Here is a 23,033-nt window from a genome sequence, read left to right on the forward strand (position 1 = left end):
TCGACTGCACATTAGAAAATCGGCGGGTCGATTCGTGCCCTCACGGCCGGCCGACCCACGACGATCGTTTTATCGAAGTCGCGGCTCGCAAGCATGTTTCTCAGAACGTGAGAGATGTGTGATCTTTTTTTCGGCTGAGAGATAAACCAGCCTTCCCGCCCCATCTTCCCCTAAATTCATGTCATATCACATCCAAATACTATCCCATGAAGTTTTCGCGGGAAATCGAACTTCGGGGCCACATTGTAGATTCCGGGATCCTTGCCAAAGTCATGGACACCGTCGTCGAATACAACGGCGATTTCGAAACGGAAGAGTTTACCCTTGGCCGGCTGAAGACCGATCCGAGCTATGCCAGAATGCAGATTTGCGCCGAAACCCCAGAGCAGCTGACCGCCCTCATCAGCGAACTCCGCAGATTGGGTGTCATCGTCTCCGGAGAGGCGGAGGTCGAACTCGTCACCGTTGTAAAAGATAAGGTCGCACCGGAAGGATTCTATTCAACGACCAACCACCCGACCTATGTCCATTACAAAGATACGTGGATACCTGTCGGCACCATGAAAATGGATGCGCTCATCGCGGTCGACACAAAAAACATGACCGCAAAATGCGTCGTGCAGGGCAAACTTCTCCCGGGAGACACCGTTGTCGTCGGCGAGGAAGGCGTCAGGGTCGACTTCCCCGAACGGCCGCGTGAGATCGGCGTCTTCGAGTTCATGGCCGGCAGCGTCTCCTCCGAGCGGCCGAGCCGGACGATCATCAGCCGGATCGCCAAAGAACTCCTCGCGATCAAAGCCTCCGGAAAAAAGGTCGCTCTCGTCGGGGGACCCGCGATCGTCCATACCGGCGCGTCCGACGCCGTCGCTTCGATGATCCGCGAGGGATACCTCGATGTCCTATTCGCCGGCAACGCCCTCGCAACCCATGATCTCGAAAGCAGCATCTTCGGCACATCGCTTGGCATGAACCTTGCGACAGGCGAACTCGTCAGCGGAGGACACAGGCATCATCTCTATACAATAAACAAGATCATGAGTGCCGGCTCGATCCGTGCCGCCGTCGAATCCGGCCTGGTCACCCGCGGGATCATGTACGAATGCATCAAAAACGATGTGCCCTATGTTCTCGCCGGATCGATCCGTGACGACGGCCCTCTGCCGGATGTCATCCAGAACGTCATGGAGTCCCAGGACGCCATGCGCCGGCACATCCCCGAGCTTGGGATGGTTTTGATGGTCGCAACCCTCCTGCACTCGGTCGCTGTCGGAAATCTTCTCCCCTCCCATGTCAAAACCATCTGTGTGGACATAAACCCCGCGTCCGTCACCAAACTCATGGACCGCGGGACCTCCCAGGCGATCGGTCTGATCAGCGATGCCGGAACGTTCATGCCGCTCCTTTTAGAAGAGTTGAGAAATCAGGCGAAACGCTGATCTCTCCAAAAACAGTTTTTTTCTTAAAAACCCGTGCTGCAGTCAGTGAACGTGATCTGGTGTGATTCACAGTACTCGCGGAACGGGGCATGGTCGAATTCAAAAATTTTACAGATAGCGAGTGCCTTGTCGCAGCTGAGTGAATCGGCAACGGCTGAGGCATTAAGAGCTTTTTGATACGTGATCGGATTTTCGTGCATTTATCACTAATTATCATTACAGATTAATAAATACATACGCCTGGATTTTTTTATCACACAATACAAATATTTATCCCATATACCAGCTGATATATCAGTGTAAAAAGCAGGTGAGATAAAAAATGACAACAAAAATTTATGTAAGAGAGCGAAACAAGGTCGGGACAGGCGTCCAGGAGCCGAGATACCGTATCGCTGCGGTTACCGGAGACCGTACCGACATTCGTTTTGCCGCCAGCCACTTCAGAAAAACGGAACTTGAAGCCATTCTGGAGGGTGTCGATGCCGAACTTATCTATCTTGCCCCGATCGATGAGGCGGAACACGGTAAAAAGAAATACTCTGAGTGACTTTATGTATAGTACGTATGAGAATAACGCCCTATACACGTAAAAGTCTCGAATCAAATCTTAAGGGTGAAACGCTCTCCCGCGTCGGTCTTCTTTCCGGGCAGGAGGGGATCATCCCTCTTCGTATCGCTCCCGAAGTCAGCGTCGTCAAGATCGGCGGACACGGAGTTATTGATTACGGATCGTCTGCGGTCCATCCTCTTGTTTGCGAGATCAGGGATCTTGTCCATGATTTTCCTATGCTTATCATGACGGGCGGCGGGGCGCGTGTCCGTCATGTTATGGATATCGGTCTGGATCTTGGGATGCCGACCGGCGTTCTTGCGTCGCTTGCCGGAAAGATCAGCGAGCAGAATGCGCTGATGCTTTCCATCCTTCTTGCTGATGTCGGCGGACAGTCGATCTCGACATCTGATATTTTAGAGGTCCCAAACCTGCTTCGCCAGGGTGTTTTGCCGGTGACCCAGGGAACGCCGCCGTTTGGTCTTTTTGAGGTGCCTCCGGAAAAGGGGATGCTCCCTCAGTATCGGACGGACTGCGGTGCGCTGATCGCGGCCGAAGTGCTTGGAGCGAAGGCCTGCATTCTGGTGAAAAATACTGCAGGTCTTTTTGATAAGAATCCGTTTATCTATCCGGATGCCGAGCTGATCCCTTCCATCACCACGACCGAACTTATGGATCTGAATATGGACGATATGGTTATGGAGCATAAGGCCGTGGAGATTTTGGCGCACTGCAAAAATCTGCATGAGGTCAGGATCGTGAACGGCCATAATCCAGGCGAACTGACTGCAGTTTTGCGTGAAGGAAAGGCCGGGACCGTGATCCGCCGCGGGTGAACCCGGCAAACCTTTTTTTTAATAGGACTTACGCGGTGTGCTGTCAACCGGAAAAAACTGAAGTCCTTCTGAGACGTACTTCGATTTCGTGTACAGGAATGCGCGGAGACATGAGAAAAAACCGACCGCGAACCGCAAACATTCAGTTTGCTCTCGGCCGAACTTCCATCCGCAAAAAAAGATTTTTTTTTGTCAGAGATCAGGTGAACTTCAGCTCGACTATCTTCAGATGTTTTACCGTGCCGTCGGTAAATATCCCGCGTACGCCGACCGTCCGTGTTTCCGTGATCTGAACGGCGATTCCGGTAAAAACGACCTCGGACGCGCCTTTCTGCACATTCATCACCACGGGAGCATAGCCTTCGATCTCCACTGAAATCTGCTCGAGCTCGCTGATCCTTCGTCCTTCATAGATCGTCACGACGATATCATTTCCTGCCAATGACGGATTCACCAGAACATCAGGATCCGAAAGAGACTGATCCACGATATAGTTCGCTCCAAACAGCAAACCCGAGAGTGCGCCTACAAGGATCATAATCACGGCCGCAATGAGAAAGACCACCATGATAAAACGGATCTGTCCGGGAGTTTTCTTTTTGTAGCGAATGACCATACAAGCTCACCCGATTATAAGCATACTGCCTACACAGACGGAGGCACCAGCCGGTTCGACATAGATCAGCATATACTGCGCATCACTGCTTCCCGGATCACCATCCAGGTAGTAGAACACGCCGCCCCCCTCACGGGCAGTGGAGATCATTTCCCTGAATAGCGATACGCCGAGAGCTGTTGTTCGTCCCAGCTGATTGGTGCCGTCCAGCCAGGGTTTAAGGGAACAGGCAAGGACCGTGCCGTTTTCGGCGACCGCAAACGGATAGAGTCCGTCGATCTGCAGACTGCTGGTTGGATCCTTGATCATCGCGGTAAGTGACGGGATCCCTTCAGTGGCCGCAATGTACTGCATGTTTCTCACCTGATAGGTGAGATCCGCCCTGGCTTGCCAGTCGATGTACTCGGAGTTCGACAGAGGACTGTTTTGGATGTAGGAACCTGCCCCGATGAACCAGGTGTCATCCACCGGCATCAGATAAGACAGTTTATACTCCATGGCATAATTGTGGTCAGGGTTTGGATACAGATAACACAGATACCCGCCGCCCTGCTCTGCCCGGGAGACCATCCGCTGCATGATCTTCACGCCGCTTGGATCCTCAATGAACCAGCGGCTCGTTCCGATCAGCCCCGGCTGATAAGGAAGAGCCATCGTAACGCCGTCCATATCATAGGCGAAGATGTAGAGTTCACCGTCACTAAACTCCCCGCGCGGATCATTGAACGCAGCAAGCGCTTTTTCCTTTCCTTCCTTCTGGGCGTAGACATAGGCCTCTTCAACAAATGCTTTCAGCTCTTCGGGTGTCCGCATCTCCTCAGGATCCCCCGAGGTTTTTCCCGGAACATTGTCGGACAGAACGATCTTCCAGGTCATGCCGTATCCCGGACTGACGGTCCCCCAGACGGTGTTGGTCTGGACAAAGTTCACCCAGGTTGGGTCGTGGAAGAAGTACGAGGCATTGCCCGACGGATCTGCGAGGATCTTTTTCACGGCACTCTGCAGAGAGGGGATCTGATACAGCGTGTCGGAGATGAGATTTTCCCCGATCTCCTGGGAGTCCTGATCATAGATCACAAGCCCGTTCTCCTGGGTCACCCAGATCGTATAGCCGTATTCATTTCTGAGATATTCGTTGATCCCTGCAAAGAGCGCCCGGGTGTCGATCCCGACCCGGAGGTTCCCGTTATACTTTCCATCATCATCATACACCGGGGCGGTGAAGGTAAATCCGTTGTCTCCGTGAAGAAGGGTCGTGTATCCCGAGACGATGCACCGCGATCCGGCAGCCTTGAAGTCCTCTTCGGTGTAATGATGGGTCGCCTTGCCTGAGCCGATCTCCATGGTCGCGCCAAGGTCTTCAGTTGAAGAGATCAGCGTGTCGTCTGCATCGAAGAGCCCCACCTCAAAGGAGGACGGGATATCGCGTCTCAGTTTAACGAGAGCAAGCCGGACGTCCGGATCGGTTGCTTCTTTTCCGTCAAGTTCGCGGGCAGTTTTCATCACTAAACTGCATGCATCATCCATCTCATCGGTGATCAGGTAGATCACCGGATACAGCGCCGCCTGCATTTCACCGGTGTGTTCATCGGAAACAGGCTGAAGTTCGGGCGTGTTTCCCGCAAACGCAATGCAGCCCGAGGTAATTATGAGGATCAGCAGTATGCCGGCAACACCGATCATCAGTACTTGATTTCGTGTCATTTTTTTCCTCACTCAATAATCATAAAGCTTGCAAAGTAGGTGTCGTTTCCAACCGGTTCAACGTAATCCAGGACATACACCTCACGGTTCTGTGCGGAGTCCCAGGCGAGCGTGTACATCAGGCCGCCGCCGCTCTTTCCAAGGGAGATACCTTCCCGGACAAAGGACATCCCGTAACTGTTGACACTGCCGAGCTGGTTGGTCCCGACAAGGGCCGGTTCGGTGGAGAATGCAAGGATCGTGCCGTTTCCGGTGACCGCGAACGGGTAGATGTCTTCTCTTTGGATCGAACTGGCCGGATCCATGATCATATCGGTCACCGCGGGTATGCCTTCGACGGCAGCAAGATACCGCATGGTCCGAACCTGTTCGACCAGAGCGTTTCGTGTCTGCCAGTCGATGACTTTGCCGTGGGAAAACGCCGAATCATGCTGATATACTCCTGCGCCGATGAACCAGTCGTTATCGACCGGGATCACATAGGACAACTTCAGTTCATGCTGGAATCCTTCGTCCGGATTCGGATACAGATAAAACACATATCCGCCGCCCTGCTGTGCCCGGGCGATCATGCGCTGGATATATTTGACCCCGGTCGGGTCCAGGGAAAACCAGGAACTTGTTCCGACAAGCGGCTGCTGGTGGGGGAGTGCCAGAGACGTACCGTCCATATCCAGCGCAAAGACATACAGCTCTCCGTCGACGAACGGACCGTGCGGATCATTGAATGCGGCAAGAGCTTTTAGTTTTCCTTCTGTGTTGGCATATACGTAGGCATTTATCATAAAGGCCTTCAGCTCATCCTGTGTTATCTGCGTACTTTCAGGACCCTCGTATTCATGTACATCATCAGTGAGTATGATCCGCCATTCTGTTCCGACGCCGGGCTGCAGAGTCGTCCAGACCGCGTTTATCTGATCCCGGGAGACCCAGCCGCGGGTAAAATGGATGTATGAAGCCTGTCCCGATGTGTCTGCAAGGATAGTTTGGACCGCTTTGGTGTAGGTGGGGGTAAAATATGAGGATTCGGCGGTGAGATCCGAGCCGACTTCAGACGAATCGTCATCATAGATCACGATGCCGTTTGTATCAACGATCCAGGCGGTGTATCCGCATTCATTCTTGAGTATTTCAGCAGGCCCTGCGAAGAGGTAGTCCACGTCGAGAGGCACCTGCAGGATGCCGTCAAAGTTTCCTTCGGCGTCATAGACGGGCGCCGCTATACGGACGCCGCGTTCACCGTTTTTGAAGGTGGTGTAGCCGGATATGAGACAGGTGTTTCCGGCTGACGTGAGTTCTTCTTCGGTGAACTGGTAGGTCCCGACATAGGTCCCGACGAGGGTTTTTTCTCCCATCGGATTGGTCACGGCAGAAAGATAGTTATCCTTGGTGACCCGTCCTGCATCGTATGCGAGCGGGATCTCGCTTTTGAGTTTTAAGAGCGCGAGTTTGACTGCCGGATCATCTGCCGGGACACCGTCCAGTTCCCTGGCGGCAGTCCAGACCGATGCGTTGATCTGCGCCATCTCAGCATTGATGGTCTCTACATATCTGTCGAGTGCCACGTTCATGTCCGCGTAATACTGTTCGGAGACCGGTTCGATTTTTGGTTCCTCGGGGGCAGCTATACACCCGGCAGCGGCCAAAATAAGAAGAAGTATGCCGATGATGACTATTGAAGAAGGAGTAACGGGTTTCATAATTGTATCTTCTATCCTAGTGAACAATTCAAGGGGAGAGTTATTAAAGGTTTTGATGGCGGGTTGGACGCGGAACGCGGCCGACCTCAGCTAAGCAAGTTTCCAAAGAAAACTTGCGGTCAGGCGGGTTGGACGCAGAACGCGGCCAACCTTAGCTAAGCAAGTTTTTGAAGAAAACTTGCGGTCAGGCGGGTTGGACGCGGAACGCGGCCAACCTTAGCTAAGCAAGTTTCCAAATAGTAGTTACGCGGTGTTATCCTCAATCCAATTTGGGAAGGAGGTTGTTGTGTGTAGACACAAGAGAATATTTAACCGCGAATCTCCGCGAATTCACGCGAATCGCATTTTTCTTGCGCCTGCGTGCTCTGCTCCGGCTGATGCGTGCAAATCGAAGATTTGCGTGCCGCCTCAAACAGGCTTTGCCTGTTTGGGCTTCGCCTACGCAGGAATCGCACGCCGTCTGGAAAAATGCTATCAGAAAAACCGGCGTGCCGGTTTTTCTCTCCGTTAATTTCTCTTTTTGTGAAATCAATAAATTATGAAACAACAGAAAAACCCTCACGCGGGTTTTTCTTATAGCATTTTTCCAGAGAGGGTGCGATTCTGCGTAGGCGAAGCCCAAATGGGCAAAGCCCATTTGAGGCGGCACGCAAATCTTCGATTTGCACGCATCAGCCGAAGCAGAGCACCCGAACGCAAGAAAAATGCGATTCGCGTGAATTCGCGGAGATTGGCGGTTAAATAATCTCATGTTTCCAAACCCAGCCGTACCCTTCCCAACTTGGATTCACAACCACACCGCGTAAGTCCTATCCAAAGAAAACTTGCGGTCAGGCGGGTTGGACGCGGAACGCGGCCAACCTTAGCTAAGCAAGTCGACATACTTGACACCAAATCTTTTCCTTGCGGCCAAACCGAAGGTTTCCGGGTATATCCGCCCGATCAGGAAAAATCCCGCACACGAACACGAAGCCCGCCAAAAAAGAACTCAGGCCCCGTCCGGCAATGAAAAAAAACGCATCATGATCTCTCAAAACATCCGGCAATAGTGTGAGGAAAACACCTCAGAGAGCAAGACAAACAACAAAAACTGCAAAGCATGTCTGCCCGCTTCTGACTTTAGAGGGAAAGAAAAGAACAGACACTCCTCTCTTGGACCTTTGGGATAATCAAAATATTTGCAGCATCCCGACCCGACCCCTCGCCCCTTAAGCTGACGTCAACCCGCACAACAAAAATAACCGGATAAAATCCTTTTTCCTTATGGAAGGTGAAGGTGCATCACGTCTTGTTCCGCTCAAGGATGCCACGGAAGGAATGAAGATCCGCTGATCTTGTTGAATAGGACTCCGGCTTTACGAATGACAGAACAAATATCATCATAAAGGATCACAAAAAAGATTCTTTAAAGTGAGGATCACTTTCGCTTATTCTTCGTCTTCATCCCTTTGATATCAGCCTTCTTCGGGACATGTTCAGAGAACTTCTTTTTGCCGGTCTTATCTGCAAATCGGATGGAGTTGTCATCGTCATCTACAAAATCAAATGCCATTATTTTTTGTATAGTATTTTTCGGAGATAAAATTATTCTCGGCCCGCCGGCCCGGATCCGCAGTCAGCCGGATCGCGCCTCACTCTTCAGCGGCGCCGGCAAGCTTTCCCGGATATCTGATAAACAGCGCAAGGATCGGGCAAAGCACCGTCGGCACGATCAGAAGAAACATCGCATCCGGCAGCGACCCCATAACATCGGCCGCCCAGCCGATCAGCGCCGCTCCGACACCTCCCACTCCCATCGAAAGCCCAAGCGTCAGACCTGACGCAAAACCCACACTCCCCGGCAGAAGATCCTGCGTCATCGTCACCGAAGCCACATAACAGAAGCTCGCAAAAAACGCATACAGCATGATCCCGGCATACATCGGCCATCCGGCCGAGAGAAAGATCAGACAGAAACACGGGACCGCCGCCAGAAATCCAAGGACCAGCACTCTTTTGCGTCCGAACCGGTCGGAAAGATACCCCCCTGAAATCTGTCCCAAGACACCTGAAAACAGCATCACCGTCACAATAATCGATGTCGTCATCGTATCGATCCCCTGATACCACAAAAGAAGCAGCGTCGGCAGATACGTGATGACCCCCACATACGCCCAGGCACGCAGAGCACACACCGTCACGACCAGTCCCGCAGGTATCCACCAGTATCTTTCCCGGACCGGCTTTTTTTCCACCGCGGCTTTTTTCACCGGCTCCACAGCGCCGGTCCGCCGGTCATTTCGAAAGATCTAGGCCGCCCCGAGAAAACCCGGCAGAACCATCCAGGCAACCGACGGCAGACCCCCGACCGTAATAAGAAACCCCGCGATAAGCGGACCGATCGAATAACTGATACTCCCGCTTGTCGTAAAGATCGAGTTATACAGCCCCTTCTTTGCCGGCGGACTCAGCTGATGGACGATCGCCATAGCTGAAGGATGAAACAGCGCATGGCCGACCGCCGCGCCGGTCACCAGCAGAAGAAGGATCAGATAATCGTTTGTCAGAACCGAAAGCGAGATACCCGCGCTGCCGATCAGAACACACAGCGGCACGCTCGCACGTTTCCCCGTCCGGTCCCCGTACAGACCGATAAACGGCTGGGTGATCGACGATGTCACATTGAACACCGTCACGACAAGTCCCGCAAGAAAATACGACAGACCCATACTGGTAATAAGAAGCGGAAGGATCACCGGCAAAACCGGCGTATACAGATCGATCAGAAAATGGCCGCTGACCGCCCCGGTAATTTTTGCATCATAGATCCGCCGCATGGAGTCGCCTTAACGTGAATAGAGATAAGCCCGCATGCTATTTAACTATTCGAGCCTGGTATTTTTCCGCCCCCGAAGGCACGTCAGCCGGCAAACAGCCCGACAACAAGGATCCACCCGATATACGCCCCCGCCGCGATCAGCGTCACCGGCAGACCTATTTTAAAAAACTCCATGAACGAAAACGTCTCCCCGCTCTTTTCCGCACGCTGCAAAACGATCACGCTGGAAGCCGCGCCGATGATCGTTAAAGAACCGGCCGCTGTGCAGCCGGCGACCAGCGCCATATACAGCGGGATCCCCGATCCGGTAAGAGCCGGCAGGATCAGCGCCACGAACGGCACATTCGAGATGAACTGGGAGACGATCACCGTCGTTCCAAAAAGGATCGGGACCGAAGTCATCTCCGAGGTCGGCAGGATGGTCTGGATAAACCCGGAGTTCCAGACCGCCGCCATCAGGACAAACATCGAGGCAAAGAACAGAAGCGTCGACCAGTCGACTCCGCGCAGAAGTTCGACACGCCTCTTGGAAAACAGCAGGAGGGGGAACGCCGCCGCCGCCGCGATAACGGCAAACGGCAGTTCGAATCCGAAGAAGGACAGAACGATCCGCAAAACGACCGTGAAAAAAACAAGCCCGAGCGAAATCTTCGACCACCGGCTCAGCGCCTCATCAAAAAATACCTTTCCCGGTTCATGGACCACATGAGATCCCGGAGACGGGATCGTCAGCAGAAGGATCCGGTAGACCGCATACAGACAGATCACCGAAGGGACCAGCAGATACAGAGCGAACTCAAGGAACGCAAACGGCACGCCGCCGGAGATCGCGATAAGCAGGTTCTGCGGATTTCCTATCGGAGTCATGCAGCTCCCAAACGTCACCGCGAAGCACAGGGCAAACAGCATGGTTTTGACCGGGATTTTGTAAGCCGCCGCACAGAAGAGCGCCACCGGCGTTCCGATGATCGCGATCGTATCATTCATGAGAAAGGCGGAGAAGGCCGCCATTACAAGAATGAACCAGAACAGGACCTCTTTTTTCGTCTTTGCGCGGGCAAAGCTTTTCAGGGACAAAAGATGCAGGATCCCTGACTTTTCCAGAGCCGCGCCGAGAACGAACATCCCGAGCAGAAAGAGGATCACCGAAAAATTGATCGAAAAAAACGCATCAGGGATCGATATCGTCCCAAATATCAGCGCGGCGCACGCTCCCGCAGTCATGACCCCCCAGATCGGAAGGCGGATGGTGCCGATCTGCCGGACGACGATCAGACAGAACACCGCTCCAAGGATCCAGACTGCGACCGGGATCATACCATATTCAGGACTTCTGCAAAACGATCTCTATTGAAGAGACGTTGGCAGGCCCCTCCTCTGTCTCGACCGAGTCGGTTGAGATCGAGATACTTTTTTTGACAACGCCGGTGAGGAACTGGCGGGTCGATACCTCCGCAGTATCGACTGCCCGCACGATGGCTTTTCCGCGTGCTTTGATCACGACCTCTGACTTGCCGCTGTTGAACTGTGTGACTACAGCAAGGATATAACTCATCAAAGGTTTTGTGCCGATTAATACCGTGTTGTCGTCCATTTGCGTAGTATATAGGGGATTCTCAGATATATTTCATCGTATGCAGCAGTTCTGCGTTCAGAACCGAGGCGCCGGCCGCGCCGCGGATGGTGTTATGACCCATCGCGACGAACCGGATGCCTTCCCGGACCCTGCCGACGGATACGGTCATGGCATTGCCGCGGTTCCGGTCAAGCCTGGGCTGCGGGCGGTTTTCCTGATCGAGATAGAGGACGGTATGGTCCGGCTGGGTCGGCAGGCCGGAGAACGGGGGCTGCCAGGTTTTGAATGCCTCGATGACCTCTGCCGGCGTTGCCTTTATGTCGATCCATACATTGAGCGTGTGTCCGTCGATGACCGGCACACGGTTGCAGGATGCGGAGACCGAGAACGGAGCGCCGGTGATCTTGCCGCCGTCGAGGGTCCCGAGGATCTTGTTTGCCTCGCGGGACATCTTTTCCTCTTCGCTCCCTATGTAGGGGATGACGTTGTCATAGATGCTGAACGCCGGAACGCCTTCGAATCCCGCGCCCGAGATCGCCTGCATGGTTGCGACGTTGATGTTTGTGAAGGAGAATTTCCTCAGGGGGGCGAGGGCAGTAGCCAGCATGATGGTCGAACAGTTCGGATTGGTGACGATGAATCCGTCCCGTCCCTTTTTGCGCTGGACATCGATCAGTGCGGCGTGTTCGGGGTTGACCTCGGCGATCATGAGCGGGACATCGGCTTCCATTCTGTGGGAACTTGCATTGCTGCAGACTCCTACTCCTGCATTGGCGATATCGGTTTCGAGTTTGGTGGCAATATCCGCAGGCAGAGCTGAGAAGACCACATCACAGTCTTTTACTGCGTCAACGGTCGTCGGAGCGACGATGAGTTCTGCGGAAGAGTCAGGGAAGGGTGAGTCGAGCCGCCAGTTTACCACCGAGCCGTAGGGTTTGCCTGCTGAACGCTCAGAGGCGGTAAGCGTTGTCAGGTTGAACCAGGGGTGGTCTGCGAGCAGCTGTACAAACCGCTGACCGACCGCGCCGGTCGCGCCAAGTACACCAACATTTATCATAGGAAGATATAGGGCGCGGCTCTTATTTAAAGACGTGTTAGATAGAGTCTGTCCTGCGAATAGGAATATCGATTGGAATTTGTCCAATCATAGGTTCTGTAAAATATACCTCTTCTCATTTTATCGATGTTGAGCTTTTTTCCTGGGTGTACGTCGGTTTCGTGTACGGTATTCTTTTTGATGAGCGCATTCATCACACGAAATACACGAAAAACACACGAAAACACGAAAAAGAAAAAGAGCAGTTGGATGGGGCTCCATGTAGTACCTTCCCCCGTCCCCCACACGAAACTTTCGAAAATCAACGAAATGCACGAAAAGGGGGACAGGGGTGAAGGATTGAGATATGGGGTAATATTCCGTCCTGCATCAACGGGGTGATTTTTATTAGGATTGGCTGATAAAATAAAAGATAATGCTCTATTACAAAGACGAATCCTATGCAATCTTCGGGGCTATTTTTGAAGTGTACAAAACTCTTGGAAACACATTCATCGAATCATTTTATCAGAAAGCTTTGGAACATGAATTTACCCTGAGAAACATTCCCTTTGTCCCGCAAAAACGTATGCCGGCATTATACAAAGGTCAGGATATCGGATATTATACCCCGGATTTTGTCTGTTATGATCGAATAATTGTTGAGCTGAAGTCACGAGATAATACCACGGAAGAAGAACAGAAACAGGTGATGAACTATCTCAATGTCGGGAAATACGATCTAGGGATCTTAGTGAATTTTGGTACATACCCTAAAGTGTACGTGCAAAGGATCGTCCGAAAGGGAGCGTCACTTACTTCTGTGGAGGAAGAGGAACCGCCATATTATTTTGAATGACATAGACTCCCATACACTCACCTTTTTTCGAAAAGAGCAGATATTCTTTCCTCCGCCCCTGTCCCCCTTTTCGTGAATTTCGTTGATTTTCGAAAGTTTCGTGTGGGGGACGGGGGAGGGTACGATGTACAATCGCCTAACAACCGATCTATCTATTTTTCGTGTTTTCGTGTGTTTTTCGTGCATTTCGTGTGATGGATGCGCTCATCAAAAAGAATTCCGTACACGAAATCGAAAATGATCGTTGACTGCGTGTCCAACCCGCACACTCGCAAGTTTCCTTCGAAAACTTTCTCGCAAGTCTATCGACTTGGTCGCAAACCTTCGGTTTGCTCTCCGACTCGGGTCTACGACCCTCGCTTGACGGCTCACCCCGCACACCAAAAAACGGTTTCTTCAATCAACACCATTCTGCCCAACGGATCGACATATCAATTGGATAGAGCAAAAAAAAGGTTAGAGATACTCCAGACCATTCATGTACGGACGAAGGACCTTGGGGATCTCGACCCTGCCGTCTTCGGTCTGGTAGTTTTCGAGGATACAGCGCAGAGCGCGGGAAGTGGCGACCGCCGTAGAATTGAGGGTGTGGAGCCACTGTTTGGACTCGAAATCATGCGCATCGCGGACGCGGATGTTCAGCCGTACCGACTGATAGGCGGTACAGTTCGAACAGGACACCACTTCGCGGTACTCATTGTCCCGCGGCATCCATGCTTCCATATCGTATTTTTTGGCGGCCACGGTTCCGATATCGCCGGTACAGATGTTCACGACCCGGTAGGGAAGACCGAGTTTGGTAAACAGTTCTTCGGAGTTTGCCAGCAGTTCCTCATGCATCTCCCAGGATCTCTCCGGCATACAGTAGATGAACTGTTCGATCTTGGTGAACTGGTGGACACGGAACAGACCGCGGGAGTCAAGTCCGTGAGCGCCGATCTCACGCCGGAAACAGGGCGAGATACCCACCATTTTCAGGGGCAGATCCTTCTCTTCGAAGATCTCGTCCTGATACATTGCCGCCATCGGGTGTTCCGCGGTGGCGATAAGATAGGCGTCGTCATCCTCGATCTTGTACATGACCTTCTCGAAATCTCCGAGGTCAGTGACTTCCTCGTAGGATTTTTTGTTCATCATGTACGGCGGGATGATCGGCGTATAGCCTTTGGCGATTATCGTATCCAGAGCAAACCTCTGGAGAGCGAGATCAAGGAGAGCGAGATTGCCTTTCAGGAAATAGAATCCTGCACCGCTCGTTTTTGTGGCACGCTCAAAGTCGGCCCAGCCGTTTGCCGCGGCGAGTTCTCCGTGATTCTTCAGCTCGAAATCGAGGATCCGCGGGGTGCCGACTTTCTTTATGACGACATTTTCCGTGTCGTCTTTCCCGTATGGAACGCTCTCGTGCAGGATATTCGGCAGACGCATCAGGTAATATCTTACCTGCTCGGTCGCCTTTTCCATGATATCGTCGTTATCCTTGATCAGTCCGGGCAGTGCCTTTGCTTCGGCAAAAAGAGGAGCCGGATCCTTCCCCTCTTTTTTGCAGGCATTGATCTCCTTTGCTATCTGATTTCTTCTGGCGCGAAGCTCATTGTTTTTTACCGTAAGTTCGCGGAAAATTTTATCCTGTTCAAGAACCGTATCGACCCAGAGAAGTTTCTCGGCATCCTGGCGTTTTTCCAGATCTGCAACAACGACTTCCGGGTGGGCTCTGACGAATTTGATATCGAGCATGATTGACTAGTACTGTTTGCGCTTTTAGATGAAGAGGGTTTTTGTTGTACAAACGAGTTATTAAACCTCGAATGACAAACTTAGATACTAATCAGGTCAGATGAACATGAAACAGACAATGGAGATCCTCTTCTCCGGAAGAGTACAAAAAGTCGGCTTTCGTGCCTGCGTGAGGAATGCGGGATTGAATCTGGGTCTCTGCGGCGAAGTGGAGAATCTGTCCGACGGCAGGGTCAGGGTCCTGGTCACCGGCGAGGAGGTCATTATAGAGAAGTTCCTTGCCATGGCTTACTCATGCCCCCGGGCGATCATCAGGGACGTGAAGTGTACCGGGTATGTTCTGACCGATTTCACAGATTTTACAATTAAACGGGAGTAAAGACATGAAAATCGAAAAAACCATCACCTACTTTACAAAGCCCGGGAAAGAAAACACCCGGGACTGTGCAGAGATCGCCGTGCAGCGGGCAAAGGAGCTCGGGCTTTCAACGATCGTCGCGGCAAGTTCAGAAGGATACACCGCAAAGATCCTGTTTGAGGCGGTACAGGGGACCGGTCTGCATCTCGTGATCGTGACCCATGCAGTAGGATTTTCCACACCCGGGGTCTGGGAGTTCGATCCCGCACTCGCAGAAGAACTGCGGTCTCTGGGCGTGACGGTCATCTGCGGGACGCACGCCCTTTCCGGACTGGAACGGGCGATCTCGAGGAACCCGAGGCTCGGCGGAAGCAGCAGGACCGAAGTCGTGGCAGAAGCGTTCAGGCGGACCGTCGGTATCGGCATGAAAGTCGCCGTCGAGTGTGTTCTGATCGCAGCGGATCAGGGAGCGATCCCTCTTTCCGAAGAGGTCGTCGCGTTAGGAGGGACGATCGAGGGGGCGGACACGGTCGTCGTGATCAGACCGGCGCACACTGCAGGATTTTTCGATCTGCAGGTCAGGGAATTCGTAGCGATGCCAAGGGACCGCTGAGATGGCGCTGAGATCATTTGCCGAGGCGCTTGGCCTGCTGGGGAAGAAACCGCTCGTCTGGATGCCGGGATTTTTTTTCGCATTTGCCGTCCTTTTGACCTATTACGTCTTCGCACTGTTCGGCGCGACCGCAGGACTCGCAACAGGAGCTGCCATGCTTTTCCTGTCCCCGGCATTTCTTGCAGGCGCCTACGGGATCATCATCGGGGACGCATCCTCGCCGGCAGACTTTCGAAAATACGCGATCTACGGCTATTTCCGCTGTCTGATCACAAATCTGCTCGTCCTGATGATCGGGTTCGTGCTTTCCAACACGCTGACGTATATCTTGCTGATGACCGGAATATCCATGGATATCGCGATGTATTTCAGCATATTCCTGATCGTGCCTCTGATCTTTTTCTTCTTCTTTGCAGACATCTCGGCGATAGTGCATAATCTTGCGCCGTTTCGGGCGCTCAAAGACAGCGCTTTCCGGGTAGCTGCAGGTTCGTTCAAAATCACGGCATTCTATCTCTTCAATATTGCGCTGATCTTTGCGGTATTTTTTATTTTTACCGCCGTATGGTCGGTCCTGGCATCCGATGCCCTTCTGCCGCTCGCCGAAATGACGGAAGCGGAGATCCTTGCATTGTCCCAGGCGGAGCTTCTCGCGCTGTTTGCGGCGCCGGAGATCCTTTCATCCGGAGCGATCGCCTTGGCCGTCTGCTGTCTGATGTTTGTCCCGGTCTTCGTCTCCTACAAAGCATGCTTCTATAAACACCATCTTCTCGATCTTTCCTCCCGTGAGCCACAGGAGAGCGAAGAGGGATCATTTGATGAGAAAGGGCGCTGGTATAAATATTCCTGACCCTTTTTTATGCGCGTTTTTTGTCTGTGCCCTTCATGATCCGGGCGAAATGTATGGTGCCATGCTAACACGTAACATACAAATACCCCGCTCAAAGCCTGAAATAAAAATCCCGGCAATTATAAAGTATTTTTAGAAATGCTTCGAGAATATCAGCCTGAATCAGAAATAACACGATATGTTTTATATGGGAAAATCCCAACATTAATTGTCACAACGCAGTTGAACTCCCAAGTTCCGTGCGATTGGCAGGAAACAAACCATGTCGAAGGTAAACCCGTTTGAAATGGCCCAACAGCAGCTTTTGGATTGTGCAAAGATCCTCAAGCTCGATCAGGGCGTTGTTGATATCCTCATGCAGCCGCAGAGACAGATTCAGGTATCTATCCCCGTCAAGATGGACGACGGGACCACCCGGGTTTTCCAGGGATTCCGTGTGCAGTATAACAATGCGCTCGGCCCCTATAAGGGAGGGATCCGGTATCACCCTGAAGAGACGATCGATACAGTCCGTGCTCTTTCAGCATGGATGACCTGGAAGTGTGCAGTGCTGAACCTTCCGCTCGGCGGAGGAAAAGGCGGTATTATCTGCAACCCCAAGGAGATGTCCAAGGGCGAGCTCGAACGCCTCTCCCGCGGCTATATCCGTGCGATCTGGAAGAACCTTGGTCCCGACACCGATGTTCCGGCACCGGATGTATATACCGACGGTCAGATCATGGCATGGATGATGGATGAGTACTCCGTTATTAACGGCAAAAACCAGTTTGGTCTGCTGACCGGCAAACCGCTGATCGTCGGAGGTTCCCTCGGACGCGGCGACGCTACCGCAAAAGGCGGTCTGTACACCCTCCGTGAAGCAGCAAAAGAGCTGAACCTCGATCTGAAGAAGGCGACCGTCGCTATCCTCGGATTCGGCAATGCAGGTTCCTTTGCGGCAACACTCGTTCAGGAGATGTTCGGCTCCAAAGTCGTCGCAGTCACCGACTCCAAAGGCGGTATCTACGATGCGAACGGACTTGACATCACCGCAGTCTCCGGTCACAAGACAAAGACAAAATCCGTCACCGGCTTCAAAGGTCTCAAGACTCTGACCAACGATGAAGTCATGGGCCTCCCGGTCGACATTATTATCGCCGCAGCACCCGATGAGGGAGCGATCAATGAGAAGGTCGCACCGACCGTGAAGGCAAAGGTCATCTGCGAACTCGCAAACGGCCCGACCACTCCGGAAGGAGATGCGATCCTCTTTAAGAACGGTGTCCATGTTATCCCCGATTTCCTGTGTAATGCAGGCGGTGTCACGGTCTCCTACTACGAAATGGTGCAGAATATGTATATGCACTACTGGACTCTCGACGACGTCTATGCAAAACTCGATGCAGCTATGACCCAGTCATACCACAATGTCCTGAAAGCATCCAAAGAATACAAGATCAACATGCGTCAGGCAGCATACGTGGTTGCCGTGGCGCGCGTTGTTGAAGGTATGAAAATCCGCGGATGGGTCTAAACCCTCTGCAGAATCTGCCATCACTTTTTTTATTCTTTTCCAAATTAAGTGCGGTTAGAGAATTTTCTCCGTAAAAACAGTAATTTCAGAGAATTTTTGACAGATTCCGTTTCCTATTCTTATTTAGGGGTGCGGGAGGGCGACTGGCGAGGGGAGCTAAAGCGACGTAAGCCTTGAGCAAGTCGATAGACTTGCAACCCGGCGCGGAGCCCGACGCGGTGGAAATATCCTATTTTCAAGAATTATTTGAGCAGTCAAGGGAACTTACCTATCGCGGAATATTCAGTAACTGTCAATTTCTATTTTCCCAATTTTAGTAGGGGTGAGGCGCGAAAGAGGGGGGGAAATTGATAATTGTAAAAGTCAAGTTTCAGTAAAAAAAAAGTGTAGGAAAAAATTATTGGTTTATCTGTTCATCTACTTTTTTCAGTTCAGCAAGCGTTGCATCCGGATGATCTTTCAGATAGGCGGCGACATGCGGTTTGTGGAGAAGCAGACAGTTTGTGCAGGCCCAGACCTTCTGACCCGAGGTGGAGCTGTCGATCCATTCGCCGAGGGATTCGTCATGACAGGGGTAAAACGGGCAGTAACAAAAATCACAGGACTGGCCGGGGAAGTGACAGGGATAATAGGGACAGTCCTTCTTCTTCCATTCAAACCAGCCGTGACCGTTGTATCTTGAGTAAATGAAGTAGGCGGGTCCGGGACCTGACACCGTTCCTTCATGCCGTTTGACCGCTTCCATTACGCCGTGAAGGACCGCGGCATAGATCCGTTTTCCCGGCTCGGTAAAAGTCCCTGCATATGTATGGACCGGCTCTCCTTCGGATGCAGTGATTACCGCGTCCGAGGTCGTGCCGGTAAAATCCCGGCCGAGAAGCCGCAGAGCATGGGCTTTTGCCTCGGTCACGGTGATGATCGTTTCCAGGAGGGACGCGGTGGAAAAGCCTTCGTTTGAGGTGACGATGATATTGATCGTATGCGGTCTGGTCGGATCTGGATTGGGATTGGAAACGCCTGCCGTCACAAAGACCGTGATATAATCATACTGAAGAACGCACAGATGCTGCATCGACACCGCGGTGAGAAGACCAAACGCATCGTCTGCATAGTTTGCGCCGGCAAGCAGACCGCGGATATATTCTTTGGGATCGGCATGATCGAAGTCTTTTGAAACCGTGTGATTGAGCAGAGTGGAAACCTGCCGGATGCCGCCGTCAACTCCCGTACTGACGGCAGTAAATCTTCCCCTCACATACAGGGTGTTATTCGTGTAATGATACCGCATACAACTGCTCTTATGTTATTTTCATCCGGGGGGTATTAGTTATACGGTATTTTTCCGGCCCCTTCGCCCGCGAGAGACCGCCCGGATCACGCCGTTTTCGAATGGGGGATATCATACAGTTTCCGGTCGTATTAATAATTTCCATCCTCCATTTTCGGCAGGCGGTTTTCCGTCTCGATCCATAATCATTATATGGATGCAGATACATGTTGAAGGGATAGTCAATACGGAGGGATACTAAATATGGCACCAAAAAAGAGACAGAAGGATTTGATGCAGTTATTTTCCAATCTGACGCAGAAAACGAAGATTGTCGAACCAATGAAAACACTGCACGGCACGCTTCGCGATCAGGATGCAGTTGAACGGGAAATCGCTCTGATCATGCGGGAAATCCAGGAAAGAGGTTTTTTCAAGACAAAACTTGAACCGATCCAGCTCGCGCGTCTGATCACCTCATTCTACGCAGGCAAAAACGACACCGAGATCGCCCGGGAACTTGGCGATGAGAAGCTTTCCAAAACCGTTGCACGCGCCAGAGTCCAGCTGAAACTCTTCCGGGAACTGGATTTCAATATGCCGTTCGATCAGAATCAGATGAAGACCCTGATGAGCACCGAGATGACGATGAAAGAGATCTCCGAAGAGCTAGGCATCTCACCGACAACGCTGCGTGAATACCGGCATGTCATCGAGCAGAAAGAGGATACCACGCTCGACCCCTATCTGGAAAGGATCAAAGATGTTATGGAAGACCGCGACCTGACGGAAAAGATGACATCCGGTCTGCAGGAAGATACGCTCGGCGAGTCGATCGATGTTGCCGAGTCGACGGATCTGACCGAACTCAACTGACCCTATTTTTTTATTTTTGAAACGCTATTATTCTACACATGCATATCAGATACGAAGGCCACTCCTGTTTTATCATCGAAGGCTCCAAAAAACTCCTGTTCGACCCGATGCCGATCGAAGATCCCGCGTCTGCCGATGCCGATCTGACGCTGATATCCCATGCCCACGCAGATCATATCGGGGAGGTCCCGGAACGGTTTTCACTGACGGCCGCGGTCCATGAACTCTCCGGCTATCTGAAATCGCTTGGCGTTCAAACGATCGGCATGAACATCGGCGGCTCGGTCGAATGGGAGGGGATCACGATCCGAATGGTCCCTGCCCTGCACTCATCATCCATCCGTCAGCAGGACGGAACAAGTCTCTACATGGGGCAGGCCTGCGGTTTTGTCGTCGAGATGGACGGGCATGTGATCTATTATGCCGGCGACACCGGGATTTTTTCCGATATGAAACTGCTCAGAGAGCTCTATCACCCGGATATCGCGATCCTGCCGGCCGGCGGGCGCTACACGATGGGGCCGGAGGAGTGTATGATCGCCGCGCAATGGGTCGGGGCGAAGACGGTCATCCCGATGCATGTCAATACGTTCCCGGAGATCGAACAGGATATTGCGGCCTTCAAGCGGGCCGTTGAACTGACGACCCCGATGCATGTCGAGATCATGCAGCCCGGCGGCTCACTCGAACTGCCGTGAAAATCTCCGCGGCACTATCCCCTTGCCTCTTTTTTCCCGGATTAAAACCCGGCACCTTCTTTAAAATGAAAAACCAATAATTACTCAGTTATGAAGAATAGTGAGAGTAGTAACACCAAAACGACACGTCTCTATCATACTATTCAGAAACGCAAACTGCTCGTTCTGGTCACGCTGTTCATTATTCTTCTCTTTGTCTCCATTCTCGCGGTCGGGATCGGTTCCGTGTACATTCCTCCGGGGGATGTCCTCGCGGTGTTCGGTCACGCCCTGTTTCCGGGAACCTTCGCCTCGCCCGACGACGGCATGGCCGATCTGATCGTCATGAACTACCGTCTGCCGAGGATCCTTCTCGCGGTCCTTGCAGGAGTTGCCTTGGCGACCGCCGGGGCCGTTATGCAGGGACTTTTGAGAAATCCGCTCGTCAGCCCGTTCACGCTTGGCCTCTCCTCGGCCTCATCGTTTGGCGCCGCCCTTATCATCGTGCTCGGCCCGGTGATCTTTGGTTCCCTGTTTGCCGGCACCATCCTGCTTGCCGGCGTTGCCTTCTCGGTAAAATCCCTGCTTCTCATCCTCTCGGCATTCATCTTCGGTCTTTTGAGCGTCATCCTTGTCTACCTCATCTCCAAGACAAAACACACCTCCCAGGCAATCATGATCCTCGCCGGAGTCGTGATCGGCTATCTGTTCCAGGCAGGTCTGCTCGGCCTCAAATATGTCTCCAACGACGATGCTCTCCGGGATATCGTCACCTGGCTCATGGGCGGGATGTGGGGGGCCACATGGCAGGCGATCGCGATCTTGTTCCCGATCGTGCTGATCTGTTTCATCCTCGTCGAACGGCGGGCCTGGGATCTCAATACCCTCTCAAGCGGCGACGATGTTGCGAAAAATCTCGGCATCAACGTCCAGCGGTTCCGTATCTCCGGTCTTCTGATCGTCAGTTTCGCCGCGTCGGCATGCCTCGCGTTCACCGGAATCATCGGGTTTGTCGGCCTCATGGCCCCGCACATCTGCCGGATGCTTATCGGTAACGACTACCGATATCTTCTGCCGGCATCTGCCCTCCTTGGAGCCCTCATCCTTCTGATCTCCGACACGATCGCACGCGTTATTTTTGCTCCGATCGAGATCCCGGTCGGGATCATCATGTACATCCTCGGCGGGTTCTTCTTCCTCTTTTTGATCACCAGAGGACACGGGAGGTATCTGGCATGAACATCTCGGTCGACTCGGTCTCCCAAAAGTACGGCAGTCACGCGGTTCTCAAAAACATCAGCTTCGAAGCAAAGTCCGGCGAGGTCCTCGCCCTTCTCGGTCCAAACGGCTCGGGAAAATCCACGCTGATCAAAACGATCGCTGATATCCTGACGCCGGCCGGCGGGTCGATCACGATCGACGGAGCCGATGTGCAGAAGATCGACAGGATCGACCGTGCAAAGATGATCGGCTATGTTCCCCAGTACTTCCATTACACCCCCTTTACGACCGTTCTGGACACCGTGCTGATCGGCCGGCGTCCGTATATGAGCTGGTCGGTCTCCGACGACGATCTCGCCGCAGTGGATCAGGCCATGGCCACGATGAACATCACCGATCTCTCCGACCGGTTCGTGAATGAACTTTCCGGCGGCCAGAGGCAGCGGGTTTTTATTGCCCGGGCGCTTGCCCAGGACCCGAACTTTTTCCTGTTCGATGAGCCGACCAGTTCCCTCGATCTCCGTCACCAGCTGGAGACCGTCTCGACGATGCGGGATATCGTCAGAAAGGATAACTCGGGTATGATCATCGCTTTGCATGATCTGAATCTGGCGCTCCGGTACACCGACAAGGTGCTGCTCTTGAAAGACGGGGAGATGTATGATCACGGGGCGCCGGCGGATGTCCTCACGCCAAAGTCGCTTCGCGATGTCTACGGCGTCGATGCCGAGTTTGTTGAAAATGCACAGGGGCGGTTCATTCTCTCCTATGCTCCATCATAGAGGTTTTG

Annotated in this window: 24 protein-coding genes; 12 read left to right on the forward strand and 12 right to left on the reverse strand. The window is 52.6% G+C overall.

What is annotated here, in order from left to right; translation table 11 throughout:
• The first annotated feature begins 206 nt into the window (after positions 1-206).
• Positions 207-1,436: an ornithine cyclodeaminase gene (locus H575_RS07675; protein WP_042700360.1), complete on the forward strand. Its 1,230-nt coding sequence runs from the start codon at positions 207-209 to the stop codon at positions 1,434-1,436.
• A 23-nt stretch (positions 1,437-1,459) separates the two neighbouring features.
• Here H575_RS07675 and H575_RS09330 read toward each other — a convergent pair whose 3' ends face one another.
• The gene (locus H575_RS09330; protein WP_155897869.1) at positions 1,460-1,636 is read right to left on the reverse strand and encodes a hypothetical protein; all 177 of its coding nucleotides are present in this window, start codon (positions 1,634-1,636) and stop codon (positions 1,460-1,462) included.
• A 122-nt stretch (positions 1,637-1,758) separates the two neighbouring features.
• On the opposite strand from H575_RS09330, the gene H575_RS07680 reads away from it, so the two are divergent.
• Both H575_RS07680 and H575_RS07685 read left to right on the forward strand, forming a co-directional pair.
• Entirely contained in the window at positions 1,759-1,986 is a 228-nt protein-coding gene (locus H575_RS07680; protein WP_042700362.1) for a hypothetical protein, read from the forward strand.
• 17 nt (positions 1,987-2,003) lie between these two features.
• Positions 2,004-2,825: an amino acid kinase family protein gene (locus tag H575_RS07685; RefSeq protein ID WP_042700365.1), complete on the forward strand. Its 822-nt coding sequence runs from the start codon at positions 2,004-2,006 to the stop codon at positions 2,823-2,825.
• A gap of 199 nt (positions 2,826-3,024) precedes the next feature.
• Here the strand turns inward: H575_RS07685 and H575_RS07690 are convergent, their stop codons facing one another.
• From H575_RS07690 to asd, 9 genes are all read right to left on the reverse strand, one after another.
• Positions 3,025-3,441, reverse strand: a complete 417-nt coding sequence (locus H575_RS07690; protein ID WP_042700368.1) for a hypothetical protein — start codon at positions 3,439-3,441, stop codon at positions 3,025-3,027.
• A 6-nt stretch (positions 3,442-3,447) separates the two neighbouring features.
• Positions 3,448-5,145 carry a cache domain-containing protein gene (locus H575_RS08995; RefSeq protein ID WP_081406708.1) on the reverse strand — a complete coding sequence of 566 codons (1,698 nt, stop codon included), beginning with the start codon at positions 5,143-5,145 and terminating at the stop codon, positions 3,448-3,450.
• 8 nt (positions 5,146-5,153) lie between these two features.
• Entirely contained in the window at positions 5,154-6,845 is a 1,692-nt protein-coding gene (locus tag H575_RS07700; RefSeq protein WP_042700370.1) for a cache domain-containing protein, read from the reverse strand.
• A 1,417-nt stretch (positions 6,846-8,262) separates the two neighbouring features.
• A complete protein-coding gene (locus H575_RS09630) occupies positions 8,263-8,397 on the reverse strand; it encodes a hypothetical protein (RefSeq protein WP_280841933.1) in 135 nt (44 codons plus the stop codon).
• Between the two features lie 79 nt (positions 8,398-8,476).
• Positions 8,477-9,103, reverse strand: coding sequence for an MFS transporter (locus H575_RS09555; RefSeq protein ID WP_245554507.1), 627 nt, complete (start codon positions 9,101-9,103; stop codon positions 8,477-8,479).
• A 30-nt stretch (positions 9,104-9,133) separates the two neighbouring features.
• Entirely contained in the window at positions 9,134-9,661 is a 528-nt protein-coding gene (locus H575_RS09560) for an MFS transporter (protein WP_245554509.1), read from the reverse strand.
• 83 nt (positions 9,662-9,744) lie between these two features.
• Positions 9,745-10,980, reverse strand: coding sequence for an ArsB/NhaD family transporter (locus tag H575_RS07715; protein WP_042700376.1), 1,236 nt, complete (start codon positions 10,978-10,980; stop codon positions 9,745-9,747).
• Between the two features lie 7 nt (positions 10,981-10,987).
• The gene (albA, locus tag H575_RS07720) at positions 10,988-11,257 is read right to left on the reverse strand and encodes a DNA-binding protein Alba (RefSeq protein ID WP_042700377.1); all 270 of its coding nucleotides are present in this window, start codon (positions 11,255-11,257) and stop codon (positions 10,988-10,990) included.
• Positions 11,258-11,279: 22 nt separating this feature from the next.
• Positions 11,280-12,296, reverse strand: coding sequence for an aspartate-semialdehyde dehydrogenase (asd, locus tag H575_RS07725; protein WP_042700379.1), 1,017 nt, complete (start codon positions 12,294-12,296; stop codon positions 11,280-11,282).
• A gap of 415 nt (positions 12,297-12,711) precedes the next feature.
• Between asd and H575_RS07730 the strand changes: the two genes are divergently transcribed.
• The gene (locus H575_RS07730) at positions 12,712-13,134 is read left to right on the forward strand and encodes a GxxExxY protein (protein WP_042700383.1); all 423 of its coding nucleotides are present in this window, start codon (positions 12,712-12,714) and stop codon (positions 13,132-13,134) included.
• A gap of 456 nt (positions 13,135-13,590) precedes the next feature.
• Here H575_RS07730 and serS read toward each other — a convergent pair whose 3' ends face one another.
• Complete coding sequence (gene serS / locus H575_RS07735) at positions 13,591-14,868, reverse strand: serine--tRNA ligase (RefSeq protein WP_042700385.1); 1,278 nt, start codon at positions 14,866-14,868, stop codon at positions 13,591-13,593.
• Between the two features lie 106 nt (positions 14,869-14,974).
• On the opposite strand from serS, the gene H575_RS07740 reads away from it, so the two are divergent.
• From H575_RS07740 to H575_RS07755, 4 genes are all read left to right on the forward strand, one after another.
• Positions 14,975-15,247 carry an acylphosphatase gene (locus H575_RS07740; protein WP_042700452.1) on the forward strand — a complete coding sequence of 91 codons (273 nt, stop codon included), beginning with the start codon at positions 14,975-14,977 and terminating at the stop codon, positions 15,245-15,247.
• 4 nt (positions 15,248-15,251) lie between these two features.
• Positions 15,252-15,839 (forward strand): pyruvate kinase alpha/beta domain-containing protein, encoded by a 588-nt coding sequence (locus H575_RS07745; RefSeq protein WP_042700388.1) that lies wholly within the window; start codon positions 15,252-15,254, stop codon positions 15,837-15,839.
• 1 nt (position 15,840) lies between these two features.
• On the forward strand, positions 15,841-16,689 hold the full coding sequence (locus H575_RS07750) for a hypothetical protein (RefSeq protein ID WP_042700391.1): 849 nt from the start codon (positions 15,841-15,843) through the stop codon (positions 16,687-16,689).
• 262 nt (positions 16,690-16,951) lie between these two features.
• Positions 16,952-18,202: a Glu/Leu/Phe/Val family dehydrogenase gene (locus H575_RS07755; RefSeq protein ID WP_042700392.1), complete on the forward strand. Its 1,251-nt coding sequence runs from the start codon at positions 16,952-16,954 to the stop codon at positions 18,200-18,202.
• A 397-nt stretch (positions 18,203-18,599) separates the two neighbouring features.
• Here H575_RS07755 and H575_RS07760 read toward each other — a convergent pair whose 3' ends face one another.
• Positions 18,600-19,490, reverse strand: coding sequence for an adenosylcobinamide amidohydrolase (locus H575_RS07760; protein WP_042700395.1), 891 nt, complete (start codon positions 19,488-19,490; stop codon positions 18,600-18,602).
• 243 nt (positions 19,491-19,733) lie between these two features.
• On the opposite strand from H575_RS07760, the gene H575_RS07765 reads away from it, so the two are divergent.
• The 4 genes from H575_RS07765 to H575_RS07780 all read left to right on the forward strand — a co-directional run bounded on the left by H575_RS07765 (position 19,734) and on the right by H575_RS07780 (position 23,025).
• Positions 19,734-20,345, forward strand: coding sequence for a hypothetical protein (locus tag H575_RS07765; RefSeq protein WP_042700397.1), 612 nt, complete (start codon positions 19,734-19,736; stop codon positions 20,343-20,345).
• Positions 20,346-20,383: 38 nt separating this feature from the next.
• Positions 20,384-21,043 (forward strand): metal-dependent hydrolase, encoded by a 660-nt coding sequence (locus H575_RS07770; RefSeq protein WP_042700400.1) that lies wholly within the window; start codon positions 20,384-20,386, stop codon positions 21,041-21,043.
• Positions 21,044-21,133: 90 nt separating this feature from the next.
• Positions 21,134-22,261, forward strand: a complete 1,128-nt coding sequence (locus tag H575_RS07775; RefSeq protein ID WP_042700403.1) for a FecCD family ABC transporter permease — start codon at positions 21,134-21,136, stop codon at positions 22,259-22,261.
• Entirely contained in the window at positions 22,258-23,025 is a 768-nt protein-coding gene (locus H575_RS07780; protein WP_042700406.1) for an ABC transporter ATP-binding protein, read from the forward strand. Before H575_RS07775 ends, H575_RS07780 begins: the two co-directional genes overlap by 4 nt.
• The last annotated feature ends 8 nt before the right edge of the window (positions 23,026-23,033 follow it).

Source organism: Methanocorpusculum bavaricum DSM 4179, assembly GCF_000430905.1.
Classification (GTDB): domain Archaea; phylum Halobacteriota; class Methanomicrobia; order Methanomicrobiales; family Methanocorpusculaceae; genus Methanocorpusculum; species Methanocorpusculum parvum.